This is a genomic window from Staphylococcus gallinarum (assembly GCF_000875895.1).
GTDB lineage: Bacteria > Bacillota > Bacilli > Staphylococcales > Staphylococcaceae > Staphylococcus > Staphylococcus gallinarum.
Map to the genome: position 1 here is coordinate 116,553 of NZ_JXCF01000026.1, position 14,246 is coordinate 130,798.

15 protein-coding genes are annotated in these 14,246 nt (G+C 33.7%); 6 read left to right on the forward strand and 9 right to left on the reverse strand.

The window, feature by feature from the left end:
* Nucleotides 1–453 precede the first annotated feature (453 nt).
* The 6 genes from SH09_RS11375 (at nt 454) to SH09_RS11400 (ending at nt 6,036) form a co-directional block, all read left to right on the forward strand.
* Nucleotides 454–690 (forward strand): YuzB family protein, encoded by a 237-nt coding sequence (locus SH09_RS11375; RefSeq protein ID WP_042739766.1) that lies wholly within the window; start codon nt 454–456, stop codon nt 688–690.
* A gap of 13 nt (nt 691–703) precedes the next feature.
* Nucleotides 704–1,063 (forward strand): HesB/IscA family protein, encoded by a 360-nt coding sequence (locus tag SH09_RS11380; RefSeq protein ID WP_042739767.1) that lies wholly within the window; start codon nt 704–706, stop codon nt 1,061–1,063.
* Nucleotides 1,064–1,286: 223 nt separating this feature from the next.
* On the forward strand, nt 1,287–2,495 hold the full coding sequence (locus SH09_RS11385) for an NAD(P)/FAD-dependent oxidoreductase (RefSeq protein ID WP_042739768.1): 1,209 nt from the start codon (nt 1,287–1,289) through the stop codon (nt 2,493–2,495).
* A 134-nt stretch (nt 2,496–2,629) separates the two neighbouring features.
* A complete protein-coding gene (locus SH09_RS11390; protein ID WP_042739769.1) occupies nt 2,630–4,111 on the forward strand; it encodes a M17 family metallopeptidase in 1,482 nt (493 codons plus the stop codon).
* Between the two features lie 203 nt (nt 4,112–4,314).
* The gene (locus tag SH09_RS11395) at nt 4,315–5,631 is read left to right on the forward strand and encodes a Na+/H+ antiporter family protein (protein ID WP_042739770.1); all 1,317 of its coding nucleotides are present in this window, start codon (nt 4,315–4,317) and stop codon (nt 5,629–5,631) included.
* A gap of 30 nt (nt 5,632–5,661) precedes the next feature.
* A complete protein-coding gene (locus tag SH09_RS11400; RefSeq protein WP_042739771.1) occupies nt 5,662–6,036 on the forward strand; it encodes a PaaI family thioesterase in 375 nt (124 codons plus the stop codon).
* An 85-nt stretch (nt 6,037–6,121) separates the two neighbouring features.
* Here the strand turns inward: SH09_RS11400 and SH09_RS11405 are convergent, their stop codons facing one another.
* The 9 genes from SH09_RS11405 to kapB form a co-directional block, all read right to left on the reverse strand.
* Nucleotides 6,122–7,273 carry an NAD(P)-binding domain-containing protein gene (locus SH09_RS11405; RefSeq protein ID WP_042739772.1) on the reverse strand — a complete coding sequence of 384 codons (1,152 nt, stop codon included), beginning with the start codon at nt 7,271–7,273 and terminating at the stop codon, nt 6,122–6,124.
* A 692-nt stretch (nt 7,274–7,965) separates the two neighbouring features.
* A complete protein-coding gene (locus SH09_RS11410; RefSeq protein WP_042739773.1) occupies nt 7,966–8,322 on the reverse strand; it encodes a Na+/H+ antiporter subunit G1 in 357 nt (118 codons plus the stop codon).
* Nucleotides 8,300–8,596 (reverse strand): Na+/H+ antiporter Mnh1 subunit F, encoded by a 297-nt coding sequence (mnhF1, locus tag SH09_RS11415; protein WP_042739774.1) that lies wholly within the window; start codon nt 8,594–8,596, stop codon nt 8,300–8,302. The genes SH09_RS11410 and mnhF1 overlap by 23 nt, the downstream gene beginning before the upstream one ends.
* Complete coding sequence (gene mnhE1, locus SH09_RS11420; RefSeq protein WP_042739775.1) at nt 8,596–9,072, reverse strand: Na+/H+ antiporter Mnh1 subunit E; 477 nt, start codon at nt 9,070–9,072, stop codon at nt 8,596–8,598. Before mnhE1 ends, mnhF1 begins: the two co-directional genes overlap by 1 nt.
* Before the next feature lies 1 nt (nt 9,073).
* Complete coding sequence (locus SH09_RS11425; protein ID WP_042739776.1) at nt 9,074–10,570, reverse strand: Na+/H+ antiporter subunit D; 1,497 nt, start codon at nt 10,568–10,570, stop codon at nt 9,074–9,076.
* A complete protein-coding gene (gene mnhC1, locus SH09_RS11430) occupies nt 10,557–10,904 on the reverse strand; it encodes a Na+/H+ antiporter Mnh1 subunit C (protein ID WP_042739777.1) in 348 nt (115 codons plus the stop codon). The genes SH09_RS11425 and mnhC1 overlap by 14 nt, the downstream gene beginning before the upstream one ends.
* Nucleotides 10,904–11,332 carry a Na+/H+ antiporter Mnh1 subunit B gene (gene mnhB1 / locus SH09_RS11435; protein WP_042739778.1) on the reverse strand — a complete coding sequence of 143 codons (429 nt, stop codon included), beginning with the start codon at nt 11,330–11,332 and terminating at the stop codon, nt 10,904–10,906. Before mnhB1 ends, mnhC1 begins: the two co-directional genes overlap by 1 nt.
* Nucleotides 11,313–13,730 carry a Na+/H+ antiporter subunit A gene (locus SH09_RS11440; RefSeq protein WP_042739779.1) on the reverse strand — a complete coding sequence of 806 codons (2,418 nt, stop codon included), beginning with the start codon at nt 13,728–13,730 and terminating at the stop codon, nt 11,313–11,315. Before SH09_RS11440 ends, mnhB1 begins: the two co-directional genes overlap by 20 nt.
* A gap of 128 nt (nt 13,731–13,858) precedes the next feature.
* Entirely contained in the window at nt 13,859–14,239 is a 381-nt protein-coding gene (gene kapB / locus SH09_RS11445) for a sporulation phosphorelay system protein KapB (protein ID WP_042739780.1), read from the reverse strand.
* Between the last annotated feature and the right edge of the window lie 7 nt (nt 14,240–14,246).

Below are 14,246 nucleotides of genomic sequence, written 5' to 3' on the forward strand. Positions count from 1 at the left end.
CTCTAGTAAAAATTGTATTGAACATTTGATAAAACGTTGCGAGTTGAGCTGTGAAAAGCATTGTATTTTTATCAATTATGCATCAATGTAAGTTATTAAATATAATGTGGTTAAATCATATTTCGCTTATATTGATATACCAATTTTCTATAAACAGCTTACTTAAATACATTATATGCTTTTTTGTATCGTTCTACAAATAAGTTATGGTAATAAAGGGTTATCATGAAATCGTTTTAACAATCAATTAAAGTAGTAAGTAAACCTAACTATTGGCTAAGTAATGCATAGTTCATAGATTTTTATATAAGGATGTTAAATTACACAAAAAAATTTATTGTAAAAAGACGATTAAATTTAAAATGATACTTTCTTAAATATAAGCACGTATGTGTTAAAACATAGTTGTGTTTGTTATAATTATATGACTGATAATTAATGAGAGGGTGTATTATGAATCCAATAGTAGAGTTCTGCATTTCGAATTTAGCGAAAGGTGGAGACTATGTATACAATCAACTGGAGAATGATCCTGGTATAGATGTATTAGAATACGGTTGTTTACAAAATTGTGGCTTATGTTCTAGTGGCTTGTATGCATTAGTGAATGGTGATATTGTTGAGGGTGAATCGCCAGATGATTTATTACAAAATATTTATGCGCATATAGAAGAAACGTGGATTTTTTAGGGAGGTAATCATAATGGCAGTAATTAACGTTACAGAAGCGGCAGCATATGAAGTTAAAGATATGTTAGAGCAAAATGAAATGGCAGATGGCTATTTAAAGGTCAAGGTTAACGGTGGTGGATGTACTGGTTTAACTTATGGTATGTCTGCTGAAGCTGAGCCTGGTGACAATGATGAAGTGTATGAATTTCACGGTCTTAAGGTATTAGTAGATAAAATGGATGTACCAGTACTACAAGGTACAACAATAGATTTTAAACAATCTCTTATGGGTGGCGGATTCCAAATAGACAATCCAAATGCGATTGCATCATGTGGTTGTGGAAGCTCATTTAGAACTGCAAAGGTGGCAGGAACACCTGAAGATTGTTAATAAATAAAAGGTTATAGTTTTATCGATTGAATGATAAACTATAGCCTTTTAATAGTTTATGTGAAAAAATAAACAATATGTGCGTTAGCGCTTGAAAATCAAGCATAAAAACTATAAAATTAGTATTGGATGAAAAATGTCTTTTTTGTGACTTACATATGTATAATTAGGGTATAAAAAAGACTTATGCAACAAATAATATATGAAAGCTTAGGTGAATGAAATGGCTCAAGATCGTAAAAAGGTATTAGTTTTAGGCGCTGGTTACGCAGGTTTACAAACTATTACAAAATTACAAAAGCAAATTTCAGCAGATGAAGCTGAAATTACGTTAATTAATAAAAATGATTACCACTATGAAGCTACATGGTTACATGAAGCATCAGCAGGTACAATTAGCTATGAAGATTTACTATATCCAGTTGAAAGTGTTTTAAATAAAGACAAAGTAAACTTTGTTAAAGCTGAGGTTACTAAAATTGACCGTAATGCTAAAAAAGTTGAAACTGACGCTGGAATCTTTGATTTTGATATCTTAGTTGTAGCATTAGGCTTTGAAAGCGAAACATTTGGTATTAAAGGTATGAAAGAACATGCTTTCCAAATTGAAAATGTATTAACTGCTCGTAAATTATCTCGTCACATCGAAGATAAATTTGCAAACTATGCATCTTCTAAAGAAAAAGACGACAATGACTTAGCTATCTTAGTTGGTGGCGCAGGTTTCACTGGTGTTGAATTCTTAGGTGAATTAGCTGATCGAATTCCAGAATTATGTAACAAATATGGCGTAGAACAAAGTAAAGTTAAAGTTACTTGTGTTGAAGCTGCTCCTAAAATGTTACCACAATTCTCTGATGAATTAGTTAACCATGCAGTTAGCTACTTAGAAAGTAAAGGTGTAGAATTCAAGATTGCTACGCCAATCGTTGCTGCTAACGAAAAAGGTTTCGTTGTTAAAGTTAACGATGAAGAACAACAATTAGAAGCAAACACTGCTGTTTGGGCAGCTGGTGTACGCGGTAGCCAATTAATGGAAGCTTCATTCGAAGGCGTTAAACGTGGTCGTATCGTAACTAAACAAGATTTAACTATCGAAGGTTATGACAACATTTTCGTAATCGGTGATGTTTCAGCATTTATTCCTGCTGGTGAAGAGCGTCCATTACCAACAACTGCTCAAATCGCTATGCAAGAAGGTGAACATACAGCTAAAAACATTAAAAACATTTTAGAAGGTCAACCAACTCAAGAGTTCACATACGTTGATCGTGGAACAGTATGTTCATTAGGTTCTGGAGACGGTGTTGGTGTTGTTTACGGTAAAGATATCCAAGGTAAAAAAGCTGCTTTCATGAAGAAAGTTATTGATACACGTGCTGTATTCAAACTTGGTGGTATCGGATTAGCATTCAAAAAAGGTAAATTTTAAGATTTAAATTAATAAATCACATAGGCGTTATGCATGTGAATCATTAAGCAAAAAGACCTGTCTTTCAATAAGATAGGTCTTTTTCTTAAATCTAAATGATTAAATTATTTCAATACCAAAGTGAGGGATTTTAAATGAAAGCATTGTTACAATCTACTGATAAATTATTATTTGAAACATTAATCATAGGGATACCGGATCATTTAAATCAGTTGGAAGACATAAAGATAAACGGTGAAGTTATTAATGAAAATCTAGCATCATTAAAAAAGGCACATATTATTAGTAGTAATGTTGGTAAAGTAACTGCTACACATTTTACAGTAGATAATCAACTCATAAAGTTAATTGCTGTTGGTCTAGGTAATTTGAAGTCAACGACACAATTACAGTATTTATCTGTGTTTGGCTCATTATTCCAATATTTGAAGCAAGAGCGAATCGTAGAAGGGGACATATATTTCGAGAGCTTTAAAGCGAAAGATTTTGATCTCTTAAATATTGCTACATTACTAGGGCAACAAAGTGAAGCGTCTGTCTACCAATTTGACGGATATAAGACAAATAAAGGTGCGCCATATGAATTAACATTGAATCTACATACGATACAAGATCAAACTCAAATAAATGCAGCAATCGATAAGGGGATAGCGTTAGCTCGTGCCATCAATTTAGCACGAGATTATAGTAATATCCCACCCAATATATTAACGCCGGCTTATTATGCAGAATTGATTACTAATCACTTTAAAGGAAGTTCAGTATCTGTAGATGTGAAAGACGGAGAGACATTACAGCGTGAAGGTTTTGGATTAATACACGCTGTAGGTAAAGGGTCTAAGTATACACCACGATTAATTACTTTAACTTATCAAGGTGCTAATAAAGACAAAGCGCCGATAGCACTTGTAGGTAAAGGGATTACCTATGATTCAGGTGGCTATTCAATAAAATCAAAAACAGGTATGCAAACTATGAAGTTTGATATGTGTGGCTCAGCTAATGTAATTGCTATGATAGAAGCTGCGAGACAGCTAAACCTTAACATTAATATTGTGGGTGTAATTGCTGCTGCAGAAAATATGGTTAATGAATTAGCAATGAAACCTGATGATGTTTATACGGCACTCAGCGGTGAGTCTGTAGAAGTCTTGAACACTGATGCAGAAGGTCGTTTAGTCCTAGGTGATGCTGTATTCTATGCAAGACAATTTCAACCGGAACTGATTTTAGATTTTGCCACTTTAACAGGGGCAGCAATTGTTGCATTAGGTGAGGATAAAGCTGCAGTATTCAATAATCATGCTTCGACACAACTTGCAGATATACTGTCAATTGCCGAACGACAAGGAGAATATGTATTTGAATTACCTATGACAGATACAGAAAGAAAGTTAATTAGAAAAAGTGATGTGGCAGATCTTGTCAATCATACAAATGGACAAGGTAAAGCATTATTTGCAGCTACCTTTATAAATCACTTTGCAGGTGATGTACCACATATGCATTTTGATATAGCTGGTCCAGCAACTACGAATCATGCTAGTTATAAAGGACCTAAAGGACCAACAGCATTTTTAGTAACGACTATTGTTGAATGGTTATCAAATCAATAATCAATAAATATATGCGTGAGTTGGAATTGTATAACTCGCGCATAAATTATATAGTTTAAGTAAACGGAAATGTTAGATGATATAGTTTAACCTCATGGATGATACATTTAAGCTGTAACATAGCATTGACATTTATAATTGAAATTGTTACGATTATTCTCGTGATACTTTAGTTCGATAATGTGATAAAGGAGTTATGTTTTGTGATTAATGCAGTTGTTATAGCAGTTGTGCTGATGATTATACTTTGCTTATGTAGACTTAATGTAGTAATCAGTTTATTTGTCAGTGCATTAGTAGGCGGGCTGGTTGCAGGTATGAGTATACCTGAAATCGTGTCTGTGTTTGGTAAGAATATTGTCGATGGTGCAGAAGTTGCACTAAGTTATGCCTTATTGGGAGGCTTTGCGGCACTGATTTCATATAGTGGAATTACGGATTATTTAGTAAATAAGATTATTAACAGTATCCACGCTGAAAATAGCAAGATGTCTCGAGTAAAGGTAAAAGTAATTATTATCATTGCTTTATTAGTATTAAGTATAATGAGTCAAAACTTAATTCCGGTTCATATTGCATTTATACCAATTGTTATACCACCTTTAATTAGTTTATTTAATGACTTGAAGATAGATCGTAGACAAATTGGTATTATTATTGGATTTGGTCTTTGTTGGCCATATGTTCTTTTACCATTTGGTTTTGGTCAAATTTTCCACCAAATTATTGATAATGGTTTCACCAAAGCACATCACCCAATAGAGATGAGCATGATTTGGAAAGCTATGATTATTCCTTCTTTAGGGTATATTGTTGGATTGATTTTGGGTGTGTTCTATTACAGAAAGCCTAGAGAATATAATGATCGAAATGAAGATAGAAATAATGAAACTATTGAACTCAAACCTTATGTCTTAGTTGTAACAATCGTATCGATTATCGCAACATTTGTCGTACAGACATTAACTGATTCAATGATTTTCGGTGCACTTGCCGGAGTCTTGATTTTCTTTGTTTCAAGAGCATTTAAATGGACTGAGTTGGATAAGAACTTCGTTGAAGGTATTAAGATTATGTCATTTATTGGTGTAGTGATATTATCTGCAAATGGCTTTGCTGGCGTAATGAATGAAACGGGAGATATTACTAAATTAGTACATAGTTTAAGTGGTGTTACAGGGGATAATAAACTCATTAGTATTATTGTTATGTACATTATTGGACTTATTGTTACTTTGGGTATTGGATCTTCTTTTGCAACAATTCCTATTATCGCAACTTTATTCATTCCATTAGGAGAGTCATTAGGATTAGATACAATGGCATTAATCGCTTTAATTGGTACTGCGAGTGCCTTAGGTGATTCTGGTTCACCAGCTAGTGACTCTACATTAGGACCTACAGCTGGTTTGGATGTGGATGGTCAGCACGATCATATCAGAGACACGTGTATTCCAAACTTTATATTTTATAATATTCCGTTAATCATTTTTGGTACAATTGCCGCTATGGTATTATAGTAATACTAAGTAGTGAATGAGGTGTCGAAAATGACAAATATGATAGAGACTTTAGAAATGAAAGTAGAAAGTGAAGCACACGGTAAGATTGTAATGTCGATGCCTGTTACAGATAAGGTGAAACAACCTTTTGGTTATTTACATGGTGGTGCAAATCTTGCTTTGGGTGAAACAGCTTGCTCAATTGGTGCGGCACACATCATTGATACTGAAAAATTTATTCCATTAGGTTTAGAAATGAATGCTAACCATATTAGCTCAACGACTGAAGGTACAGTTTATGCTACTGCTACTATCGTACACGAAGGTAAAACAACACAAGTTTGGAACATTGAAATAAAAGATGATGTTGATAGATTGATTAGCATCATGAGAGGTACAATTGCGATTAAACCACGCAAATAATAAACACGCTTGATACTCAGACGCATTTCGGCGTTTCTATAGAGTATTGAGCGTGTTTTTGTATGTTCATCATAATGTATTTTACTTATATACTTGATACCATAGTTTCTTTTGAAAAAGCATTCGAGATTCTTGTGGCAGCTTCTCTACCACCCATGATATTTCTTGCAAAGGGCCCTAATTCTAAATCTGCTAAGCCTCCAGCAACATATAAATGTGGTAACCACTCCAATTCTGTTGAAATATTTGGTAAACCACAACTACATAGTGGGGCATGATGTTGGTGGATTAATTGTTTAATAATTGGTTGTTTCATTATCGTTTCTTCAAATCCAGTTGCTAAAATAATATGATCATAGGTTATTGCCTTATGTTCTGTAATGATTTGATGATTTGAAATGGCTTGTAATTCGTTTGTATGTATTACTAATTTACCTTGCTTTACATATTTTTTCAGCCTTAATTCTAATTCTTTTGGCATTGAGCCTTTGTGTCTTTCATTCAGAATAACTTGTTGCTTTTCCTCAGTAGTTGTAATTTGCTTAAAGCGTGTCATATATTTAGGACCGAGCCAACCTGGATCAGCATCAAAATCATGCACTGCTAAGGGTTTATTTGTCCATAAATGAATTTGTTGTGGATTATGTTTAATCAACTTAAGTGTTAAGTGAGCTGCAGAAATACCACTACCTATCACATGTGACGATTGAGAATATGATTTGTATGAACCATCAAAGATGTGTGTGACATCGGGTTGATTTTTATATGCTTTTGGAAAGTTAATTTGATGGTTACATCCAAAGGCAATGATAAGGTTTTCGGTCGAAAATGCTTCTGAATTATTACATTGAACAAACCATAGATTATCTTGTTTAGTGATAGAAGTTGCGCTAGCTTGCACATGACTATGATTTAAATTTAATTCATGTATTAACATATGCGTATGAGCCATAAACATCTCTCTATTAGGTCTTTGATATCGTCCGTAAGAAGCATTGGTATATTGTCTATGTTTTGCAAATTGCTTAAGATGAAAAGGATCTGGATGAACATGATGAACACAAGGTGAACGTAAGTAGGGCATATCGATAGTGGATGTATATCTATTAAATTGTTCGCATAAGCTAGTATGAGGATCTATTATACACAAATCATTTGTAGCTAATCCTTGTGTGCGTAGTTTAAGTGCAATTGTAACTGCCTGGATACCTCCACCAATAATTGTCCATTTAAACATAATATTACCTCCTTAAATCGTAATAATTACGATTTAATATAACATGATTGCTGAAGTAATACAAATGATTAAAGGTGTATTGTCTTTTGAAAAATATGACTTTATACCATACGTCATTTCAGTCTATAAATACTTATTTTCGACTATAATTAAATACTAACAATCGACGGACGGTAAGACTTATGATAAAGCTAAAAAGAGTAATCAGTAATAAACAGTCTAGTCCATTACCCTTGCAGACTAAAATAAAATCAATGAATTTTACTATGAAATGTAAAGAACATTGATTTGAGTTGATAAATGATTTGTGATTTTATTTAATGCTTCATCACTTAACTCGTTATTCATTTCTTTATTTATCTCATGGATCAGTGCTGTTTCAATTCATTCATTATTAGGTGTCTTATTTTTTGTAGTAATAACATATAAGAAATGTGTACTGTTTGCGAGACACCTGAGGGAGTAGGATGCGTGTCGAGACCGAGGCTCGACCCAGGCACCCCTAGGTAAACGAGCAATAACAATATGCAGTATTGATACAAATAACAAGCCCATCAAAGATCAAAAATCTTTGATGGGCTTAATGCTAGGTATTTATGTCCAAGACTCGATTTAGGGTTTGTACCTTTTTTTTATTAATTATAAGAAATTGGAATCCTCACATGTTACAAACAAATTGCGCATGATGCTAATTAAAGTTTAGTATCCTTTAAATCTTTTTTAATATCGTCTAATTTAGTTCGTTTGGAAGCAGGGGTATTTAAATTATAGGCTGCCTTTATGATTAAGTGACTGGAAAGTGGTCCAGTAATGAGAATAAATAATATACCAATTACTAATTGCATATTTACGTAACCATCTCGACCTATAAAGAATAGGAAGACACCACTTAAAAGTAGCATTGCCCCTAACGTTGCTGCCTTTCCTGCTGCATGAGAGCGCGCATATACATCATCTAATCGAACTAGTCCAATTGCAGCTAATGCACTAATAATTGATCCTAGGACAACAAGTATTAAGGCAATACTAATGATTATCGTTCCGGTCATGCTCAATCACCTTACCTTTATCCATATATTTCGCAAATACTGCAGTGCCTAAAAATGCCAAAATACCTATCATTAAGATTGCAACAATTAAGTATTTGGTACCTAAAAAGATACTGAATAAGGCGATGATAGCCATTAACTGTATCCCCATTGCATCTAAAGCTACGACACGATCAGCTAGTGAAGGTCCAATAATTACACGGATTAACATGGCCAACATTGATAGGGCAACAATAATTAGCGCAATGATAAGAATTATATTGTAATTTACCATTATTCGCCCACCTCTCTCACAACTTTTTCTAGAGATGACTTTATACCCTCAGTTTCCTCTTTTTTAGTACTAAAATCAATTGCATGAATATAAATTTTAGTTCGGTCATCGCTAATTCCAAGTACAATTGTACCTGGTGTTAGGGTAATCAGATTAGATAATAAGACGATTTGCCAGTCCTTTTTTAAATCTGTCTGATAAATAAAAAACGCAGGTTCATTCTTAATTGTTGGTTTAATAATGATTCTAATTACATCTATATTAGCTTTAATTAACTCAATGATGAAGACTACCAAGAGTTTGATGATCTTATAGACAGTAATCATATAAAATCGACCCGGTAACACACCACGCATTAAGTAGACTAATAATAAAGCGAACAGGTAACCTAAAATAAAGTTATTAAATGTATAGCTTCCAGTAACAAATAACCAAAATACTGCGAGAAGTAAATTAACGAGTATTTGAACTGCCATATTATTGTCCCCCCAATACACTTTCGATATAAACATTAGGATTATAGAATGGTTCTGCAGCATCTTTGATTATTGGATGTAAGATATCTGCTGATAATCCAAATATGACTGAAAGTACTACAGCGATAATGGCCACGACTAACAAGCCTTTATATCTTAATTTATGATTTACAGTAAATCCTCGAGTTTCGCCAAAGAATCCTAACAGGAATATTCGAATAACCGAGTAAAGGACAATCAAACTAGATAACAGTATAACAATACCGCTAATATAGAATCCTTTTTCAAATGTTGCCTGAACGATATAAAACTTTCCATAAAATCCACTAAATGGCGGTATACCAGCTAAACTAAGTGCTGCTATAAAGAATGTCCATCCAAGCACAGGGTAATGCTTGATTAAACCGCCATATTTGCGTAAATCATGTGTCTTTGTAATCTTATACATGATTCCAATTAAGAAAAATAATGCTGCCTTAATTAACATATCATGTAAAGTGTAATAAATAGCGCCCATCATACCACTTTGGTTCATCATTGCTACACCAACTAATATGACACCAATTGCAATCATAATATTATAGATAATAATCTTTTTCGTATCATAATAACTAACAGCTCCGACACAACCAAATATAATTGTTAGAAGTGCTAAGAATAAAATGGTGTAAAAAGAAAAATTACCTGTATCTCTGAAGAATAAGCTAGCCGTTCTAGCTATTGCATAAACGCCGACCTTTGTTAATAAAGCACCAAAGAAAGCGATGATTGCTACAGGAGGTGCGTAATATGCACCTGGTAACCATATATACATAGGGAATACGCCAGCCTTCGTTGCAAAGACAAAGATGAACATGATAAAGATGATACTTACCATGCCTTTGTCATGTGCTGACAATTCACTTAATTTCTGACTGATATCTGCTAAATTAAGCGTACCAACTACTGAATAAAGCATGGCTACTGCAATAACGAAAAATGCAGAAGAAGTCACATTAACTAAGACATACTTTATCGTTTCGCTTAGTTGAACCTTTGTACCACCAATAACCAGTAATATATATGAAGACATTAAGAAGACTTCGAAAAATACAAACAAGTTAAAGATATCACCAGTTATAAAGGAACCAATAACACCAGTCAGCATAAACATAATTGAAAAATAGTAATAATATGTTTCACGTTCTAGTCCAACTGATTGATATGAGTATAAGATAACTAGCATAGTAACAATCAATGTTGTGATTACGAGTAATACACTAAAAATATCTAGTACAAAAACAATACTGTATGGCGCAGCCCAAGAACCTAATTCTAATTTGATTGGTCCATCTTTCAGTACATTGTGCAAATTAATAAATGCAAATATCAATGTAATTGAGGTACCAATTAACGCAACATAGCGTTTGATAGTAGGGCGCTTCCCAATAAATACTAATATAATTGCTGTTAGCATAGGAATGATTAATAAAGAAACGATAAGGTTACTCTCTATCATCTTCAATCACTCCCTTCATACTTTCTACATTATCAGTACCTAGCTCTTTATAACTTCTAAATGCGAGTACTAAGAAGAAAGCAGTTACTGAAAAAGATATTACAATAGCTGTTAATATCAATGCTTGAGGAATAGGGTCAACGTAGGATGCTATTCCTTTTTCATATATAGGTACATCGCCTTTTTTCAGGCCACCCATTGTGATTAAAAATAAATTTGCCGTATGTGTTTGTAAAGTAGTCCCAATAATGATTCGTATCAAACTTTTAGAAAGAATGAGATAGACGCTCATTGCTGTGAGAATACCACAAACAAAAATCATCACTATTTCCATTACTCATTCTCTCCAATCGATAAAATTATAGTCATTACTGTGCCTACAACTGCAAATAACACGCCTAAATCGAAGAATGTTGCAGTGTGTAATTCCATCGGCTTTAGTATGATTAAAGGTATTTCAAAAGGTTTGTGCGTGAAGAAATTTTTACCATAAAACCAACTCGCCATTGGTGTAGCTAAACAAAATGTTAAGCCAATGCCAATTAATATCTTGAAGTCCCATGGAAATATCTTCCGCATTGTCTTTATATCAAAGGCAACTGCAATAATAACCAGTGCACTAGATAGTAATAAACCACCTACGAAACCACCACCAGGTGTATAGTGACCAGCTAAAAATAATGATAGTCCGAACATCACAATGAGGAAAAAGATGATGACTGCAGAATATTGAAAGATCAGATTATTCTTTTGTCTGTTCAATGTCATGACCTCCCTTATTTTTAGCTTTGTTATTGTAACGTAATTTAATCATGGTATAGACACCTAAGCCTGCAATACCTAATACAGATGATTCGAATAATGTATCGGTACCACGGAAATCAACAAGAATGACGTTAACCATATTTGTACCGTGTGCTAAATCGTATACGTGTGTTTTATAAAATGAACCAATAGATCCAAAGTGTCTATTTCCATATGCAATTAAGCCAAGTATAGTAACAACTGCACCAGCCCCAATAGATATGATGACATTGATCCATTTGAAAGGTTGCGTTTCTTGGTGTCTATTTAAATTAGGTAAATGATAGAAACAAAGTAAAAATAGTGCCGTTGAAATTGACTCAACAACAAATTGTGTAAGTGCTAAATCTGGAGCACCAAAGAAAATGAAGAAAATTGCTACACAATAGCCTACAGCACTTGCCATAATGATGCTAAATAATCTTGAATGTGCAAATATAATCATTGATGCTGCCGTTATGATAAGCACGACAATAATTAATTCAAACGGTCTGATTTCACTGACATCTTTAAAGTTAATACTGAAAGGTGTCACGATGAGTGTCACAACCGTAATTGCAATCAGTGAGATAAAAATAATCACCAAGTTGTTACGTGTAAATCCAGTGACATATGAATTTGTTATATGTTTAGAAATATCAGGTGTAACGTTACCTAATTTGTCATACCAATAGTTAATAGTTAACTTAGTTGGGTGTGATTTTAGTAACTTAATCCAATAACTAAAACTTAAAATTAAAATAATACCGACACCATAAATAAATAGTGTTGATAAAAAGGCTGGCGTGAAACCATGGAACATATGAAACTCAATATGAGTTGTTTGCGTTGAACTCATTGCATTTACAGCCGGTTCGATAATTGAATCGGTAAGCATTGCTGGAAACAAACCGAAAGTAATTACTAAGATAGCCAATATAATAGGTGCAATTAACATTAATGGAGATGCTTCATGTGGCTTTTTAGGTAAGGCATCAGGTTTATAGCTACCTAAAAAGACCTGACCAATCAAACGCACTGCATATACAAATGTAAATACACTACCTAAAATCGCAACTATCGGTATCAGTATACCTAGTGAATTTAAATTAAAGACATTAGCATGTGTAACGTCAATCATACTTTCTAAAAACTTTTCCTTTGATAAGAAACCGTTGAAAGGTGGAACACCAGCCATACTTAACGAACTTATAATTGTAATTGTAAATGAAATGGGCATTATCGTTAGTAAGCCACCTAGCTTATGAACATCACGTGTACCCGTAGCATGATCTACAGCACCTGTAATCATGAATAATGCTGCTTTAAATGTTGCATGGTTAATCAAATGAAAGACAGCTGCCATAAAGGCTGCAACATACAGTTGACTGTCTGACCCTTCAAAATGATAACTTACAGCGCCTATACCAAGCATTGCCATAATCATCCCTAATTGTGAGACAGTAGAAAATGCTAAAATGCCCTTTAAATCTTGCTGCTTTGTCGCATTTAATGATGCCCAAAATAGGGTGATTAAACCAACAGCCGTTACAGTCCAAATCCACCCCTGAGACACTGCGAAAATTGGTGTCATACGAGCGACTAAGTAAAGTCCGGCTTTAACCATTGTAGCTGAATGCAAGTATGCACTTACTGGAGTAGGGGCTTCCATTGCATCTGGTAACCAAATGTAAAATGGAAACTGGGCAGATTTAGTCATTGCGCCAACTAATACCAGTACCATGGCTAAAATAAAGAATGGACTTGTTTGAATTTCGTCTACATGTTTAATGATTTGTTGAACACTTGTAGTGCCACTAGCTAAGATTAAGAGGATGAGTCCTCCTAACAGCGATAGACCACCAAACACTGTGACGAGCATAGATTTCTGTGCGCCATATAGTGATGCTGGCTTTTCTCTCCAAAATGAAATAAGTAAAAAACTAGAAAATGAAGTTAATTCCCAAAATAAGTATAAGATAATTAAATTATCTGATAATACAACCCCTAACATTGCACCCATAAAGAGCAGTAAATAACAATAAAAGTTTCCCAACTGCTCTTGTCGACTTAAATAACTAATAGAATACAGGACAATAAGACTACCAATACCTGTGATCAGTAAGCTAAATAACAGTCCTAGACCATCAATATATAAATTGAAATTCATACCAAAATGAGGCATCCATTTCAAAGTTCGCATTACTGTATCGCCCGACATTGTTGTCGGAATATATGACAGGAAGTATATAAATAAGACGACAGGGATGGGTATGACAAACCATCCGATATGTATACGCTTATGAATGCGATATACAAATGGAATAATGAGTGCAAATATTAACGGGAGGAGTACCGCTAAATGTAACCAGCTCATTATTTTATCCTCCTTTTACATTTAAGTATAAGTTTATTATACATGAATTAGACTATTCTGAAAAACGTCCCAGCCCTTGAAATAACTATGCTGAATGTCCTTGTTAAATAAGAAGAAACAAGGTATTTTTATTCAAAATTTTGTTTATATTGAAGGCTGTAATCCTTCTTTAAACGTTGTAAATTGTCTAATGACATTTGTGAATGCAAATTATCTTGTTTAGCCAATTTTTGTTCTAACTCTGTGATAGCTAGTTGTAAAGAAGCTGTATACGTCATGGGTTCAACATTAAATGGTCTAAGTTGAGAACGAGATGCATAACGTTTTTCAAATTGACTCAATGCTTTACGCTCATGAAAAAAGACATTTTCTGTTGACGTTGGATTATGTAAATCACCTTGTTTAGGATGCTTAATTACTTGTTCCACTTGTACTAAGACTTGATTGTCATTCTCTTCAACTATGGATACACTATAACTTCCAGTTTTATGTGCAAATCGATATAACATAATTCAT

Bases quoted from the DNA above. Each gene is read 5' to 3' on its own strand.
- SH09_RS11440 (WP_042739779.1), bottom strand. From the start codon at position 13,730: ATGAGCTGGTTACATTTAGCGGTACTCCTCCCGTTAATATTTGCACTC.
- kapB (WP_042739780.1), bottom strand. From the start codon at position 14,239: ATGTTATATCGATTTGCACATAAAACTGGAAGTTATAGTGTATCCATA.
- mnhE1 (WP_042739775.1), bottom strand. From the start codon at position 9,072: ATGGCAGTTCAAATACTCGTTAATTTACTTCTCGCAGTATTTTGGTTA.
- SH09_RS11380 (WP_042739767.1), top strand. From the start codon at position 704: ATGGCAGTAATTAACGTTACAGAAGCGGCAGCATATGAAGTTAAAGAT.
- SH09_RS11385 (WP_042739768.1), top strand. From the start codon at position 1,287: ATGGCTCAAGATCGTAAAAAGGTATTAGTTTTAGGCGCTGGTTACGCA.
- mnhF1 (WP_042739774.1), bottom strand. From the start codon at position 8,596: ATGGTAAATTACAATATAATTCTTATCATTGCGCTAATTATTGTTGCC.
- SH09_RS11425 (WP_042739776.1), bottom strand. From the start codon at position 10,570: ATGATAGAGAGTAACCTTATCGTTTCTTTATTAATCATTCCTATGCTA.
- SH09_RS11410 (WP_042739773.1), bottom strand. From the start codon at position 8,322: ATGACCGGAACGATAATCATTAGTATTGCCTTAATACTTGTTGTCCTA.
- SH09_RS11400 (WP_042739771.1), top strand. From the start codon at position 5,662: ATGACAAATATGATAGAGACTTTAGAAATGAAAGTAGAAAGTGAAGCA.
- SH09_RS11390 (WP_042739769.1), top strand. From the start codon at position 2,630: ATGAAAGCATTGTTACAATCTACTGATAAATTATTATTTGAAACATTA.
- SH09_RS11405 (WP_042739772.1), bottom strand. From the start codon at position 7,273: ATGTTTAAATGGACAATTATTGGTGGAGGTATCCAGGCAGTTACAATT.
- SH09_RS11375 (WP_042739766.1), top strand. From the start codon at position 454: ATGAATCCAATAGTAGAGTTCTGCATTTCGAATTTAGCGAAAGGTGGA.
- mnhC1 (WP_042739777.1), bottom strand. From the start codon at position 10,904: ATGGAAATAGTGATGATTTTTGTTTGTGGTATTCTCACAGCAATGAGC.